The 13,423-nt window shown below is 61.1% G+C and carries 21 protein-coding genes; 2 read left to right on the top strand and 19 right to left on the bottom strand.

Features of this window, described 5'->3' with window-relative positions; translation table 11 throughout:
* Positions 1–19 precede the first annotated feature (19 nt).
* Both QRN52_RS19550 and QRN52_RS19545 read left to right on the top strand, forming a co-directional pair.
* Positions 20–907 (top strand): carbohydrate ABC transporter permease, encoded by an 888-nt coding sequence (locus QRN52_RS19550; protein ID WP_284755209.1) that lies wholly within the window; start codon positions 20–22, stop codon positions 905–907.
* A gap of 60 nt (positions 908–967) precedes the next feature.
* Positions 968–2,317, top strand: coding sequence for an ABC transporter substrate-binding protein (locus QRN52_RS19545; RefSeq protein WP_284755153.1), 1,350 nt, complete (start codon positions 968–970; stop codon positions 2,315–2,317).
* Between the two features lie 82 nt (positions 2,318–2,399).
* Here the strand turns inward: QRN52_RS19545 and map are convergent, their stop codons facing one another.
* The 19 genes from map to rplB form a co-directional block, all read right to left on the bottom strand.
* A complete protein-coding gene (gene map / locus QRN52_RS19540) occupies positions 2,400–3,227 on the bottom strand; it encodes a type I methionyl aminopeptidase (protein ID WP_284755152.1) in 828 nt (275 codons plus the stop codon).
* A gap of 223 nt (positions 3,228–3,450) precedes the next feature.
* Complete coding sequence (locus QRN52_RS19535; RefSeq protein ID WP_284755208.1) at positions 3,451–4,020, bottom strand: adenylate kinase; 570 nt, start codon at positions 4,018–4,020, stop codon at positions 3,451–3,453.
* A gap of 5 nt (positions 4,021–4,025) precedes the next feature.
* Entirely contained in the window at positions 4,026–5,336 is a 1,311-nt protein-coding gene (secY, locus tag QRN52_RS19530; protein WP_059387373.1) for a preprotein translocase subunit SecY, read from the bottom strand.
* A 189-nt stretch (positions 5,337–5,525) separates the two neighbouring features.
* On the bottom strand, positions 5,526–6,020 hold the full coding sequence (gene rplO / locus QRN52_RS19525) for a 50S ribosomal protein L15 (protein WP_284755150.1): 495 nt from the start codon (positions 6,018–6,020) through the stop codon (positions 5,526–5,528).
* Positions 6,020–6,226 carry a 50S ribosomal protein L30 gene (gene rpmD, locus QRN52_RS19520; protein WP_059387371.1) on the bottom strand — a complete coding sequence of 69 codons (207 nt, stop codon included), beginning with the start codon at positions 6,224–6,226 and terminating at the stop codon, positions 6,020–6,022. Before rpmD ends, rplO begins: the two co-directional genes overlap by 1 nt.
* A 2-nt stretch (positions 6,227–6,228) precedes the next feature.
* The gene (gene rpsE / locus QRN52_RS19515) at positions 6,229–6,900 is read right to left on the bottom strand and encodes a 30S ribosomal protein S5 (RefSeq protein ID WP_171983517.1); all 672 of its coding nucleotides are present in this window, start codon (positions 6,898–6,900) and stop codon (positions 6,229–6,231) included.
* A 29-nt stretch (positions 6,901–6,929) separates the two neighbouring features.
* Positions 6,930–7,313 (bottom strand): 50S ribosomal protein L18, encoded by a 384-nt coding sequence (gene rplR, locus QRN52_RS19510; protein ID WP_236812276.1) that lies wholly within the window; start codon positions 7,311–7,313, stop codon positions 6,930–6,932.
* Between the two features lie 3 nt (positions 7,314–7,316).
* Positions 7,317–7,853 (bottom strand): 50S ribosomal protein L6, encoded by a 537-nt coding sequence (gene rplF, locus QRN52_RS19505; protein ID WP_059387368.1) that lies wholly within the window; start codon positions 7,851–7,853, stop codon positions 7,317–7,319.
* 18 nt (positions 7,854–7,871) lie between these two features.
* Positions 7,872–8,270, bottom strand: coding sequence for a 30S ribosomal protein S8 (gene rpsH / locus QRN52_RS19500; RefSeq protein WP_028265096.1), 399 nt, complete (start codon positions 8,268–8,270; stop codon positions 7,872–7,874).
* 77 nt (positions 8,271–8,347) lie between these two features.
* On the bottom strand, positions 8,348–8,926 hold the full coding sequence (gene rplE, locus QRN52_RS19495; RefSeq protein WP_059387367.1) for a 50S ribosomal protein L5: 579 nt from the start codon (positions 8,924–8,926) through the stop codon (positions 8,348–8,350).
* Complete coding sequence (gene rplX, locus QRN52_RS19490) at positions 8,926–9,288, bottom strand: 50S ribosomal protein L24 (protein ID WP_284755149.1); 363 nt, start codon at positions 9,286–9,288, stop codon at positions 8,926–8,928. The genes rplE and rplX overlap by 1 nt, the downstream gene beginning before the upstream one ends.
* 3 nt (positions 9,289–9,291) lie before the next feature.
* Positions 9,292–9,660, bottom strand: a complete 369-nt coding sequence (gene rplN / locus QRN52_RS19485) for a 50S ribosomal protein L14 (RefSeq protein WP_003803789.1) — start codon at positions 9,658–9,660, stop codon at positions 9,292–9,294.
* Between the two features lie 348 nt (positions 9,661–10,008).
* Positions 10,009–10,308, bottom strand: coding sequence for a 30S ribosomal protein S17 (gene rpsQ / locus QRN52_RS19480; protein ID WP_059387365.1), 300 nt, complete (start codon positions 10,306–10,308; stop codon positions 10,009–10,011).
* The gene (gene rpmC, locus QRN52_RS19475; RefSeq protein ID WP_059387364.1) at positions 10,305–10,628 is read right to left on the bottom strand and encodes a 50S ribosomal protein L29; all 324 of its coding nucleotides are present in this window, start codon (positions 10,626–10,628) and stop codon (positions 10,305–10,307) included. Before rpmC ends, rpsQ begins: the two co-directional genes overlap by 4 nt.
* A 2-nt stretch (positions 10,629–10,630) precedes the next feature.
* A complete protein-coding gene (gene rplP, locus QRN52_RS19470) occupies positions 10,631–11,047 on the bottom strand; it encodes a 50S ribosomal protein L16 (protein WP_028265101.1) in 417 nt (138 codons plus the stop codon).
* The gene (rpsC, locus tag QRN52_RS19465; protein WP_284755143.1) at positions 11,048–11,884 is read right to left on the bottom strand and encodes a 30S ribosomal protein S3; all 837 of its coding nucleotides are present in this window, start codon (positions 11,882–11,884) and stop codon (positions 11,048–11,050) included.
* On the bottom strand, positions 11,885–12,250 hold the full coding sequence (gene rplV / locus QRN52_RS19460) for a 50S ribosomal protein L22 (RefSeq protein ID WP_028265103.1): 366 nt from the start codon (positions 12,248–12,250) through the stop codon (positions 11,885–11,887). It lies immediately after the preceding gene.
* 38 nt (positions 12,251–12,288) lie between these two features.
* Positions 12,289–12,570 carry a 30S ribosomal protein S19 gene (gene rpsS / locus QRN52_RS19455; protein ID WP_018773666.1) on the bottom strand — a complete coding sequence of 94 codons (282 nt, stop codon included), beginning with the start codon at positions 12,568–12,570 and terminating at the stop codon, positions 12,289–12,291.
* Positions 12,571–12,582: 12 nt separating this feature from the next.
* Complete coding sequence (rplB, locus tag QRN52_RS19450; RefSeq protein WP_028265104.1) at positions 12,583–13,422, bottom strand: 50S ribosomal protein L2; 840 nt, start codon at positions 13,420–13,422, stop codon at positions 12,583–12,585.
* Position 13,423 lies beyond the last annotated feature (1 nt).

Here is a 13,423-nt window from a genome sequence, read left to right as displayed (position 1 = left end):
CGCAAGCGGCGTCGGGACCCTGAAAGCTCCCGACGCCGGTCCGGAGCTCCCGGCGCGGCGCGACAAGCCGCTCTCCCGCTCGAACCTTGTCCAGACACTGGCAGGCGGCTACATCCCGCTGATCGTGGCCACCCTCGTGGTGGTCCTGCCGCTGTTGTGGATGCTGCTGAGTTCCTTCAAGCAGCCCGGCGAGATCGTCACCACGGACCTCAAGATCCTTCCGCAGGGCCTGAACCTGGAGAACTACCACACGGCCATGACCACAGTGCCGTTCGCACAGTTCTTCCTGAACAGCCTGATCGTCACCACGGTCGGTTCCACGGTCAAGGTGATCCTGGCGATCCTGACGGCGTACGCCCTGGTTTTCGTCCGTTTCCCGTTCAAGAACATCATCTTCGTCGTGATCCTCGTGGCCCTGATGGTGCCGCCGCAGGTGTCGATCCTCCCCAACTACATCCTGATTGCGGGAATCGGCGGGAAGAACACCCTGTGGGGAATCATCCTTCCGGGACTCGGCACGGCCTTTGGAACCTTCCTCCTTCGCCAGCATTTCAAGACCCTTCCGGGGTCCATCCTCGAGGCCGCGGAAATCGACGGCGCGGGCCATTGGCGCAGGCTGTGGCAAGTGGTCGTCCCCGTCTCGCTCCCCTCGATCGCCACCGTTGCCCTCGTCACTGTCGTCAGCGAATGGAACGACTACATCTGGCCGCTGATCATCACGGACCGGCCGGAAACCATGACCCTCCCGGTCGGCCTGACCTTGCTTCAGAACTCTGAAGGCAACGGCGCGGGCTGGGGGATCTTGATGGCTGGAGCCGTCCTGGTGATCATCCCCATCCTCCTGGTCTTCGCAGCGTTGCAACGCTACATAGTTGCCGGGCTCACCCAGGGCAGCGTCACCGGCTAATAAACACAGCACTTCCACACAACCCCCATCACCACCTTTGCATCCTTGAGAGGACCAACCATGGCAATGAATCTTGATCGCAGAAACTTCCTGGGGCTCGCCGGACTCGGAGTCGGCGCAGCCGCCCTGGCAGCATGCGGCGGTCCGTCGACGAGCGGCAGTGCAGCGAGCACCAGCCCTTCGGACATCGACTTCACGGGCGTCAAGCCGGCCGGCTCGTTCGACTTTTGGACCAGCCACCCCGGGCAGTCCCAGGCCGTCGAGCAATCCATCATCGACAAGTTCCAGGCGAAGTTCCCGGACATCAAGGTGAACCTCGTAACGGCAGGCGCCAACTACGAGGAAATCGCGCAGAAGTTCCAGACCTCGCAGGCAGCGAAGTCTGCCCTCCCCGGCCTCGTAGTGCTCTCCGACGTCTGGTGGTTCCGCTATTACACCAACGGCAACATCATTCCGTTGGACGGACTCATCAAGCAGTTGGACGTCAAAATCGACGACTTCCAGAAGTCCCTCGTAGCGGACTACCAATACGCCAACAAGCAGTGGGCACTCCCCTACGGCCGTTCCACCCCGCTGTTCTATTACAACAAGGACCACTTCAAGGCCGCTGGCCTTCCGGACCGGGCTCCCAAGACCTGGCAGGAGTTCGCCGAGTGGGCCCCCAAGCTCCAGGCCAGCTCGGGCGCGAAGTACGCCTACATCTACCCTGCCCTTGCCGGATACGCCGGCTGGACCTTGCAGAACAACCTGTGGGGCTGGGGCGGCAGCTGGTCCAACGGCTGGACCTTCAACTGCGATTCCACCGAGTCCGTTACGGCCCTGCAGTGGGCCCAGGACTCCATCTACAAGGACAAGTGGGCCGGCGTCTCCTCCAAGAACGCTGCGGACGACTTCTCCGCAGGCATCACGTCCACCACGATCTCCTCCACGGGAGACCTGTTGGGCGTGCTGAAGTCCGCCAAGTTCAACGTCGGCGTCGGCTTCCTTCCGGGCGGCCCCAAGGCCGAGACCAACGTCTGCCCCACCGGCGGCGCGGGACTCGGGATTCCCAGCGGTGTCAGCAAGGAAGTCCAGCTCGCGGCTGCCACTTTCCTGAAATTCATGACCGAACCGGAGAACACCGCGGCATTCTCCGCCGCGACCGGCTACATGCCCACGCGCGTCTCCGCCGACATGACGGCAGTCCTCGCCAAGACTCCGCAGATCAAGACGGCCATGGACCAGCTCGCCGTCACCAAGGTGCAGGACAACGCCCGCGTATTCCTGCCCGGTGCCGACCAGGAGATGGCCAAGGCCGCGGCGAAGATCCTCACCCAGCAGGGCGACGTGAAGGCCACCATGACGGACCTCAAGGCAACCCTCGAAGGCATCTACACCAAGGACGTGAAGCCCAAGCTCAAAGCTAGCTAAAGCTCCCGAAACGAAAAATCCCTGGCGACAACGGAATTCCGGTGTCGCCAGGGATTTTCTGTATCGGCTCCCAGTTTGGGGGTCAGGGAATCGGAACGGGTACGACGCCGAGCGGCACCAGGTGCTCCGCACCGCCGTCGGGCGCGGAAAGCACCCAGATGCCCTTTTCGTGGACGGCGACCGAGTGCTCCCACTGGCACGAACGCTTCCCGTCGGTGGTCACCACGGTCCAGTCGTCGTCGAGGGTTGCTGTTTCGATGTTGCCACGGACGAGCATGGGCTCGATCGCAAGGCACAGCCCCGGCCTGATCTTCGGGCCGCGGTGCGTGGTGCGATAGTTCAACACGTCAGGGGCCATGTGCATCTCGGAACCGATGCCGTGGCCTACGTAGTCTTCCAGGATGCCCAGCGGCTTTCCCGGGACGGAGGAGACGTAGTCATCCACGGCGTTGCCGATGTCGCCCACGAACTTTCCCTTGGCCAAGGCAGCAATTCCACGCCACATAGCGGCCTGGGTGACATCCGAGAGCCGCTGGTCTTCAGGATCGGCCGCACCGACTATCACGGTGCGCGCGGAGTCGGAATGCCAACCATCAACGATCGCTCCGCCATCGATCGAAATGATGTCCCCGTCCTGGAGGACGCGGTCGCCGGGGATGCCGTGGACTACTTCCTCGTTGACGGAAGTGCAGATGGTGGCCGGGAAGCCGTGGTACCCGAGGAAATTCGACTTTGCCCCAGCGTCGATGAGGACCGCCGCGAACACGGCGTCGATCTCACGCGTGGTCACCCCCGGTTTCGCTGCCTCAACGGCCGCGTTGAGCGCTCTGCTGAGGACCAAGCCGGCCTCGTGCATCTTGCGCATTTGCTCATTGGTCTTGTATTCGATGCGGGGCTGGCCGAACGCCATGGTCTCCTCTTGTCGTGTACTGCTTATGGTGGGCTGCGGAACCAGATCACCCTTTGATCTCTTATTTTCCCGCATCAGCGGCCATGCCTGAAACCGGAGCCGGGAACGACACAGAAGCGTCACTGGTTTCGGTCCGGCAGAAGGGGAACAGAAAAGGGTGTGTCCCGCCTGGGAGCAGTTCGCTCCGGCGCGGGACACACCCTTTCAACAGTCATGCAGCTGACTAGACCGCCTTGGCCGCCTCGATGGCCAGCAACACACGATCCGTGACCTCGTCGATGCCGCCAATGCCATCGACTTGGGTGAGGATGCCGCGTTCGGCATACTTGGCCACAACGGCCTCGGTCTGCTCGTGGTAGAGGTCCAGGCGGTGGCGGATGACACCTTCGTTGTCGTCCGAGCGTCCGGTCTCCTTGGCACGGCCCAGCAAGCGCGAAACAAGTTCCTCGTCGTCGGCCGTCAGCTGAAGCACGACGTCGAGCTTCTCTTCCGTGTCGGCGAGGATCTGGTCCAGGTATTCCACCTGGGCCGTGGTGCGCGGGTACCCGTCGAGCAGGAAGCCGTTCTCGACGTCGTTCTCGCTCAGGCGGTCACGGACCATCTTGTTCGTTACGCTGTCCGGAACGAAATCGCCGGCATCCATGTACTTCTTGGCTTCAATACCCAGCGGGGTTTCGCCCTTGACGTTCGCACGGAAGATGTCGCCCGTGGAAATGGCGACTACGCCCAAGCGCTCGGAAATCCGCTCAGCCTGGGTTCCCTTGCCAGAACCCGGAGGTCCAATGATCAGCATTCTCGTCATCGCAAAAGCCCTTCGTAGTGACGTTGTTGTAGCTGCGCATCAATCTGCTTGACGGTTTCCAGGCCCACACCCACCATGATCAGAATTGATGTGCCACCGAACGGGAAGTTCTGGTTGGCGCTGATCAGGACGAGTGCGACCAGCGGAATCAACGCCACGAAGCCCAGGTAGAAGGCGCCGGGGAGGGTGATCCTGGAAAGCACGTACTGCAGGTAGTCCGCGGTCGGTTTGCCCGCCCGGATGCCCGGAATGAACCCGCCGTACTTCTTCATGTTGTCCGAGACCTCTTCAGGGTTGAAGGTGATCGCGACGTAGAAGTAGGTGAAGAACACAATCATGACGAAGTACAGCGCCATGTAGATGGGGTGGTCGCCCTTGGTGAGGTTGTTGTTGATCCACTCAACCCACGGGGCGATGGACTCTCCGGCCTTCGGCTGGTTGAACTGCGCAATCAGCCCCGGCAGGTAGAGCATGGAGGATGCGAAGATGACGGGCACGACGCCGGCCATGTTCACCTTGATGGGGATGTAGGTGCTGGTGCCGCCCACGGTGCGCCGGCCGATCATACGCTTGGCGTATTGGACCGGAATGCGCCGCTGGGACTGCTCGACGAAGACCACGAGTGCGACGGTCACGAGGCCGATCGCCAAGACCGTGAAGAAGGTGCCCGGTCCCTTGGAGTTCCAGATGGCACCAAGCGAGGTTGGGAAGCCGGCAGCGATGGAAGTGAAGATGAGCAGCGACATGCCGTTGCCCACGCCCTTCTCGGTAACCAGTTCGCCCATCCACATGATGAGGCCCGTACCGGCCGTCAAAGTGATGACTACAAGAATCGTGGCGATGATGCTCGTGTCGGGGATGATCGGCAGCTGGCAGTTGGGCAGCAGTTGCCCGGAGCGCGCCAGGGATACCAAAGTAGTGGCGTTCAGAAGGCCCAACGCAATGGTCAGATAACGCGTGTATTGCGTCAGCTTCGACTGGCCAGAGGCACCTTCGTCATAGAGCTGCTGGAACCGCGGAATGACCACGCGGAGCAGCTGCACGATGATGCTGGCCGTGATGTACGGCATGATCCCCAGAGCAAAGATCGAAACCTGCAGCAGTGCACCACCGCTGAACAGGTTGACGAGCTGGTAGAGGCCGCCCTGGTCCTGATTGCTTGACAAACATTGCTGAACATTTTGGTAGCTCACACCAGGCGAGGGGATAAAAGCTCCCAAGCGGAAGATTGTGATGATTCCCAGCGTGAACAACAACTTGCGTCGCAGATCAGGCGTCCGAAATGCCCGGCCGAATGCGCTTAGCAAGCGTCCTCCTGAGTTAAAAGTCCAAGGGTGTCGAAAGGGGTCATTGAAACCCAACACCCGAGTCTAACGGTTTGATGCGCCATGCGAACAATCGAGGGGTGCGCGCCATGTGAAAAAACTCCCGGTGCGAGGGGCCGAAGCCCTCCACACCGGGAGTCCTTTCACAGCGGGCGATAGCCCCAGAGCCCTTTAGAGGGCAGTGGTGGTTCCGCCTGCTGCTGCGATCTTCTCAGCTGCGCTGGAGGAGAAAGCGTGGGCGGTGACGTCAACCTTGACGGTGATGTCGCCGGTGCCCAGCACCTTGACGGGCTGGTTCTTGCGAACGGCGCCCTTCTCAACCAGGGACTCGACGGTGACAGCGCCACCTTCCGGGAACAGCTCGTTGAGCTTGTCCAGGTTTACAACCTGGAACTCAACCCGGAACGGGTTCTTGAAGCCGCGAAGCTTCGGCAGGCGCATGTGCAGTGGCAGCTGGCCGCCGGCAAAGCCAGCCTTGACCTGGTAGCGGGCCTTCGTACCCTTGGTACCGCGACCGGCGGTCTTACCCTTGGAGCCTTCACCACGACCAACACGGGTCTTGGCAGTCTTGGCACCGGGGGCAGGACGCAGGTGGTGGACCTTCAGGGCGTTCTGCTTGTCGGCAGCCACGTTCTCTGCCTTATCGGCAGTCTTGTTCTCAGCCATTACTTCGCCTCCTCTACATTCACGAGGTGCGGAACCGTGTTGAGCATTCCAACAGTCACGGCGTCAGCGGTACGGACAACAGTGTGTCCGATGCGCTTGAGGCCGAGGGACCGCAGGGTTTCACGCTGGTTCTGCTTGGCGCCGATGACGCCCTTGATCTGGGTGATCTCCAACTGAGCGTCGGAGGGAGTCAGGTTCTTAGCCATGACTAAACACCTGCCTTCTGGTTCTGGAGTGCGCGCACCAGAGCAGCAGGAGCAACCTCGTCCAGCGGCAAGCCACGGCGGGCTGCCACGGAAGCGGGCTCTTCCAGTCGCTTCAGGGCGTCAACAGTCGCGTGAACGATGTTGATGGCGTTCGAGGAACCGAGCGACTTGGAGAGAACGTCGTGGATACCGACGCATTCCAGTACCGCGCGGACCGGACCACCGGCGATAACACCGGTACCCGGGGAAGCCGGACGCAGCATGACAACGCCTGCTGCGGCCTCACCCTGCACGCGGTGCGGGATGGTGTTGCCAACGCGGGGAACGCGGAAGAAGGACTTCTTGGCTTCTTCAACGCCCTTTGCGATAGCTGCCGGAACTTCCTTCGCCTTGCCGTAGCCGACGCCAACCAGGCCGTTGCCGTCACCGACGACGACGAGTGCGGTGAAGCTGAAGCGACGACCACCCTTGACGACCTTGGCAACACGGTTGATGGTTACAACGCGCTCTACGAACTGGCTCTTCTCGGCCTCGCGACCGCCGTCGCGGCCGCCACGGCCACCACGGTCGCCGCGGCCCTGGCCACGGTCACCACGCTCGCCACGACGGCCGCCGCGGCGGTCGTCGGTGGCAGCAGCAGTCTCAGTTGCCTCAGCAGCTGCAGCTTCAGTCACCTGAATGTCCTTTTCGTTATTCTCAACGGTCACAGTGCCAGCCCACCTTCACGTGCGCCGTCAGCGACGGCGGCGATGCGGCCGTGGTACTTGTTACCACCGCGGTCGAAGACAACAGCTTCGATGCCTGCAGCCTTGGCACGCCCGGCAACGAGCTCGCCGACGCGCTTGGCCTTGGCAGTCTTGTCGCCGTCGAATGCACGAAGGTCGGCTTCCAAAGTGGAAGCGTAAGCCACGGTTACACCCTTGCTGTCATCGACAACCTGGACGAAGATGTGGCGTGCGGAGCGGTTGACGACCAGACGAGGACGAGCAGCCGTGCCGGTGATGCGCTTGCGGATACGAAGCTGGCGACGGCTGCGTGCAGCAGACTTGCTCTTGTTCGTACGCTTCTTGTTAATTGCGATGGCCATGGTTTACTTACCAGCCTTTCCGACCTTGCGGCGGATAACTTCGCCGGCGTAACGGACACCCTTGCCCTTGTAGGGGTCGGGCTTGCGCAGCTTGCGAATGTTGGCAGCAACCTCGCCGACCTGCTGCTTGGAGATACCAGCGACGGAGAGCTTGGTCGGCCCCTCCACCGTGAAGGTGATGCCTTCGGGAGCGGAGACATTGACCGGGTGGCTGAAGCCGAGAGCGAACTCAAGGTCAGAACCCTTGGCCTGAACGCGGTAACCGGTACCAACGATTTCAAGCTTCTTTTCGTAGCCCTTGGTGACGCCCTCGATCATGTTGGCGATCAGGGTGCGGGTCAGGCCGTGCAGGGAACGCGAAGCGCGCTCGTCGTTCGGGCGGGTGACAGTCAAGGTGCTTTCGTCCAGGGTGACCTCGATCGGGCTGGCTACAGTGTGGCTCAGCTCGCCTTTGGTGCCCTTGACGTTGATGACAGAGCCATCAACCTTAACTTCAACGCCGGCAGGAACGGTGATGGGGAGACGTCCAATACGTGACATTATTCTCTTCCTTTCCCGTTACCAGACGTACGCGAGGACTTCGCCGCCCACGCCCTTCTTGCCGGCCTGCTTGTCAGTCAGGAGGCCGGAAGAGGTGGACAGGATTGCGATACCCAGGCCACCCAGCACGTGAGGCAGGTTGGTGGACTTCGCGTAAACGCGGAGGCCAGGCTTGGAAATGCGGCGGACACCAGCGATCGAACGCTCGCGGTTCGGACCGAACTTGAGGTCGATGGTCAGCTTCTTGCCGACTTCGGCTTCCTCTTCCTTCCAGGCAGCAATGTAGCCTTCTGCCTTCAGGATGTCGGCAACGCGTGCCTTGAGCTTGCTGTACGGCATGCTCACGGTGTCGTGGTATGCCGAGTTGGCGTTGCGCAGACGCGTAAGCATGTCTGCGACAGGATCTGTCATAGTCATTTTGGGCTCTTGCCCTTCCTCGTAATGGTTTCCGCGTTGGCTACAAAGCAGCCGCGGCCGGACCTACTACGTAGTTATTAGTCTTCGGATTTGAACGGGAAGCCAAGTGCCTTGAGCAGCGCACGGCCTTCGTCATCGGTCTTTGCAGTGGTGACAACCGTGATGTCCATACCGCGAACGCGGTCGATGGAGTCCTGGTCGATTTCGTGGAACATAACCTGCTCGGTCAGACCGAAGGTGTAGTTGCCGTTGCCGTCGAACTGCTTGCCGTTGAGGCCGCGGAAGTCGCGGATACGGGGCAGGGCGAGGGTTACGAGGCGGTCCACGAATTCCCACATACGGTCCCCACGCAGAGTTGCGTGTGCACCGATGGGCATGCCTTCGCGCAGCTTGAACTGGGCGATGGACTTGCGGGCCTTGGTTACCTGCGGCTTCTGGCCGGTGATCAGGGTGAGGTCGCGGACAGCGCCGTCGATCAGCTTGGAGTCCTTGGCGGCATCTCCAACACCCATGTTCACAACAACCTTCACCAGGCGGGGAACCTGGTTCACGTTCTCGTACTTGAATTCCTCAACCAGGGTCTGCTTGATGGAATCGGCGTACTTCGTCTTCAGACGCGGAACGATCTTCGCTGGAGTCTCGAGAGTCTCAGTCATTAGATGTCCTTCCCGGATGCCTTGGACACGCGGACACGGACGGTCTTGGAGACGCCGTCCATCTCAACGGTCTCGAGACGGAAACCAACGCGGGTCGGCTTCTTGGTCGAGGGGTCAACAAGAGCAACGTTGGAGACGTGGATCGGGGCCTCAACGACCTCGATGCCACCGGTCTTGGTGCCGCGCTGCGACTGACCGACCTTGGTGTGCTTGGTGACTCGGTTGATGCCTTCTACCAGGACGCGGTTGGTCTCGGTGAACACGCGAAGAACCTTGCCCTGCTTGCCACGGTCGCCGCCACGTTCCTGCTTGGCGCCGGTGATGACCTGAACCAGGTCACCCTTCTTGATCTTTGCACCCATGGGTTACAGCACCTCCGGAGCCAGCGAAACGATCTTCATGAACTTCTTGTCACGGAGTTCACGACCAACCGGGCCGAAGATACGGGTACCGCGGGGGTCGCCGTCGTTCTTCAGAATCACAGCTGCGTTCTCGTCAAACTTGATGTAGGAACCATCCGCACGGCGGCGTTCCTTCTTGGTACGAACGATGACAGCCTTGACGACGTCACCCTTCTTTACGTTGCCGCCCGGGATAGCGTCCTTGACGGTTGCGACAATGACGTCGCCAATGCCTGCGTAGCGACGGCCGGATCCACCGAGAACGCGAATGGTAAGGATTTCCTTAGCACCCGTGTTGTCGGCGACCTTCAGTCGCGACTCCTGCTGAATCAATTTTTACTCCTTGCGTCGCGCCGGTTCTCAGACCGAAATGGAGCATACGGAATGAGCCTTGCGGAACGGTTGATCGGGGTGTCTCTTGACCTGCCTGGATTTTGCCAGAGCAGGCCTAAACTCCCGTGCCGCCAGCATCAGCTTCCCTTGCGGAAATAACTGCGCGGGGCAGTATGCCGCGGCACGATTGTTTACGAGGTGGTTGTTGACGCACAACTGGCGCCATACAAACTCAATATCCTAGCACGTTTTGTGCTGCGGACCGAAACGCGGAAAGGCCCGCATTCCTAACGGAATACGGGCCTTTCCACCAATCCATATCGCTGCCGGACAAAGCCCGGCGCGGGATTACTTAGCCTTTTCGAGGATCTCGACCAGGCGCCACCGCTTTGTAGCGGACAGCGGGCGGGTCTCAGAGATCAGAACGAGGTCGCCGATGCCGGCGGTGTTCTGCTCGTCGTGAGCCTTGATCTTCGAGGTGCGGCGAATGACCTTGCCGTACAGAGCGTGCTTCACGCGGTCTTCAACCTGAACAACGATGGTCTTTTCCATCTTGTCAGAGACAACGTAGCCGCGACGCGTCTTACGGTAACCGCGCTGTTCAGCGCTGGCTGCTGCTTCCGTCACAGTTTCCTTCTGTTCGCTCACTTGGCGTCCTCTCCAGCCTCGGCTTCGGCCTTCTCAGCCTTGGCTTCTGCCTTCTTGGACTTCTTTTCTTCCTTGGCTTCCACAACCGGTGCGGCAACCTCGGCACGAATGCCCAGCTCGCGCTCACGGAGAACGGTGTAGATGCGTGCGATGTCCTTCTTTACCGCGCGCAGACGACCGTGGTTCTCCAGCTGTCCGGTGGCGGACTGGAAACGCAGGTTGAACAGCTCTTCCTTGGACTTGCGGAGTTCTTCAACGAGACGCTCGTTGTCGAAACCGTCCAGCTGTGCGGGTGCGAGATCCTTCGACCCTACTGCCATTTCTATTCACCACCTTCGCGACGCACAATGCGTGCCTTCAACGGCAGCTTGTGGATTGCCAGGCGCAGTGCCTCGCGAGCTACCTCTTCATTGACACCGGCGAGCTCGAAGAGAACGCGGCCCGGCTTGACGTTTGCGACCCACCATTCCGGAGAACCCTTACCGGAACCCATGCGGGTTTCGGCCGGCTTCTTCGTCAGCGGACGGTCCGGGTAAATGTTGATCCAGACCTTACCGCCACGCTTGATGTGGCGGGTCATCGCGATACGGGCAGACTCGATCTGACGGTTCGTGACGTAGGCCGGGCTCAACGCCTGGATACCGTACTCACCGAAAGTGACCTTGGTGCCGCCCGTTGCAGCGCCGGAACGACCCGGGTGGTGCTGCTTACGGTGCTTGACTCGACGTGGGATAAGCATTTAAGCCTGTCCTCCTTCTGCTGCGGGAGCAGCAGCTTCAGCTGCCGGAGCCTCTGCAGCAACAGGTGCTGCGTCAGCTGCCGGACGGTCGGTACGACGACGGCGGTCACCACGGTCGGCGCCACCCGGGCGGCCCGGGCGGTCGCTGGGACCGCGGCCGCGGGACGGAGCGGAAGCTGCCTGCTGAGCCAGTTCCTTCGCGGTGACGTCGCCCTTGTAGATCCAGACCTTCACGCCGATGCGGCCGAAGGTGGTCTTGGCTTCGTAGAAGCCGTAGTCGATGTTCGCACGCAGGGTGTGCAGGGGCACACGGCCTTCGCGGTAGAACTCGGAGCGGGACATTTCTGCGCCACCCAGTCGACCGGAGCAAGCAATACGGATACCCTTGGCACCCGCACGCTGTGCGGACTGCATGGCCTTCTTCATCGCACGGCGGAAAGCCACGCGGGAAGTCAGCTGCTCAGCAACGCCCTGGGCAACAAGCTGTGCTTCCATCTCGGGGTTCTTGACCTCGAGGATGTTCAGCTGGACCTGCTTGCCGGTGAGCTTTTCGAGCTCGCCGCGAATGCGGTCCGCTTCTGCGCCGCGGCGGCCGATGACGATGCCCGGGCGAGCCGTGTGGATGTCCACGCGGACACGGTCACGGGTGCGCTCGATTTCGACCTTGGCGATACCAGCGCGCTCCATGCCCGTGGACATGAGCTGGCGGATGCGGATGTCTTCGCGAACGAAGTCCTTGTACCGCTGGCCAGCCTTGGTGCTGTCAGCAAACCAGTGCGATACGTGATCGGTGGTGATGCCGAGTCGGAACCCGTGCGGGTTTACTTTCTGTCCCACTTAGCGAGCCTCCTCTTTCTCCGGGGTAGCGACTACCACGGTGATGTGGCTCGTGCGCTTCTTGATCTGAAATGCGCGACCCTGAGCACGCGGCTGGAACCGCTTCATGGTCGGGCCTTCATCAACAAACGCTTCGCTGATGTAGAGGTCTCCTTCGTCAAAGGCAACGCCGTCGCGGTCCGCGAGGACCCGTGCGTTTGCCATTGCCGACTGAACTACCTTGAATACCGGCTCCGAAGCTGCCTGTTCGGCGAACTTCAGAATTGCCAGAGCCTCATTCGCTTGCTTACCACGAACAAGGTTGACGACGCGCCGGGCCTTCATAGGCGTTACGCGGATGTGACGCGCAATAGCCTTGGCTTCCATTGCTTTCCTTCTCTCGTCTTAGCCGTAGAGCGAGCGCCTTAGCGGCGCTTGCCCTTACGGTCGTCCTTGACATGGCCGCGGAATGTCCGCGTGGGAGCGAATTCGCCGAGCTTGTGCCCGACCATCGACTCAGTGACAAACACCGGAATGTGCTTGCGTCCGTCGTGAACGGCAATCGTGTGACCCAGCATGTCCGGGACGATCATCGAACGGCGGGACCAGGTCTTGATGACGTTCTTGGTGCCCTTTTCGTTTTCCCTGGCGACCTTCACAAAGAGGTGCTGGTCTACGAAAGGACCTTTTTTCAGGCTGCGTGGCATGTGTCCAGGCTCCTATCGCTTGTTCTTGCCAGTACGGCGGCGACGAACAATAAGCTTGTCGCTCTCTTTGTTGGGGCGGCGGGTGCGGCCTTCACGCTTACCGTTCGGGTTGACCGGGTGACGTCCACCGGAAGTCTTACCTTCACCACCACCGTGCGGGTGATCGACCGGGTTCATGGCGACACCACGGACGGTCGGGCGAACGCCCTTCCAGCGCATACGGCCGGCCTTGCCCCAGTTGATGTTCGACTGCTCGGCGTTGCCGACCTCGCCGACGGTTGCGCGGCAGCGCACGTCAACGTTGCGGATTTCACCGGAGGGCAGACGCAGCTGGGCGAAACGGCCTTCCTTGGCGACGAGCTGAACCGAAGCACCTGCGGAACGGGCCATCTTGGCGCCGCCACCCGGACGCAGTTCAACTGCGTGGATGGTGGTACCAACGGGGATGTTGCGCAGCGGCAAGTTGTTGCCCGGCTTGATGTCAGCGTCGGGGCCAGCCTCGACGAAGTCACCCTGGGACAGCTTGTTCGGGGCGATGATGTAACGCTTGGTGCCATCAACGTAGTGCAGGAGGGCGATGCGAGCCGTGCGGTTCGGATCGTACTCGATTTCGGCAACGCGGGCGTTGACGCCGTCCTTGTCGTGACGACGGAAGTCGATCAGACGGTACTGGCGCTTGTGGCCACCACCCTTGTGACGGGTAGTGATCTTACCGGTGTTGTTACGGCCGCCAGTCTTGTGCAGCGGACGCAGCAACGACTTTTCCGGAGTCGATCGCGTGATTTCGGAGAAGTCGGCTACGCTCGAGCCGCGACGGCCCGGGGTAGTCGGCTTGTATTTACGGATTCCCATA

This window comes from Arthrobacter sp. efr-133-R2A-120 (assembly GCF_030209835.1).
Taxonomy (GTDB): Bacteria; Actinomycetota; Actinomycetes; order Actinomycetales; family Micrococcaceae; genus Arthrobacter.
This window is presented reverse-complemented; position numbering and strand designations above follow the sequence as displayed.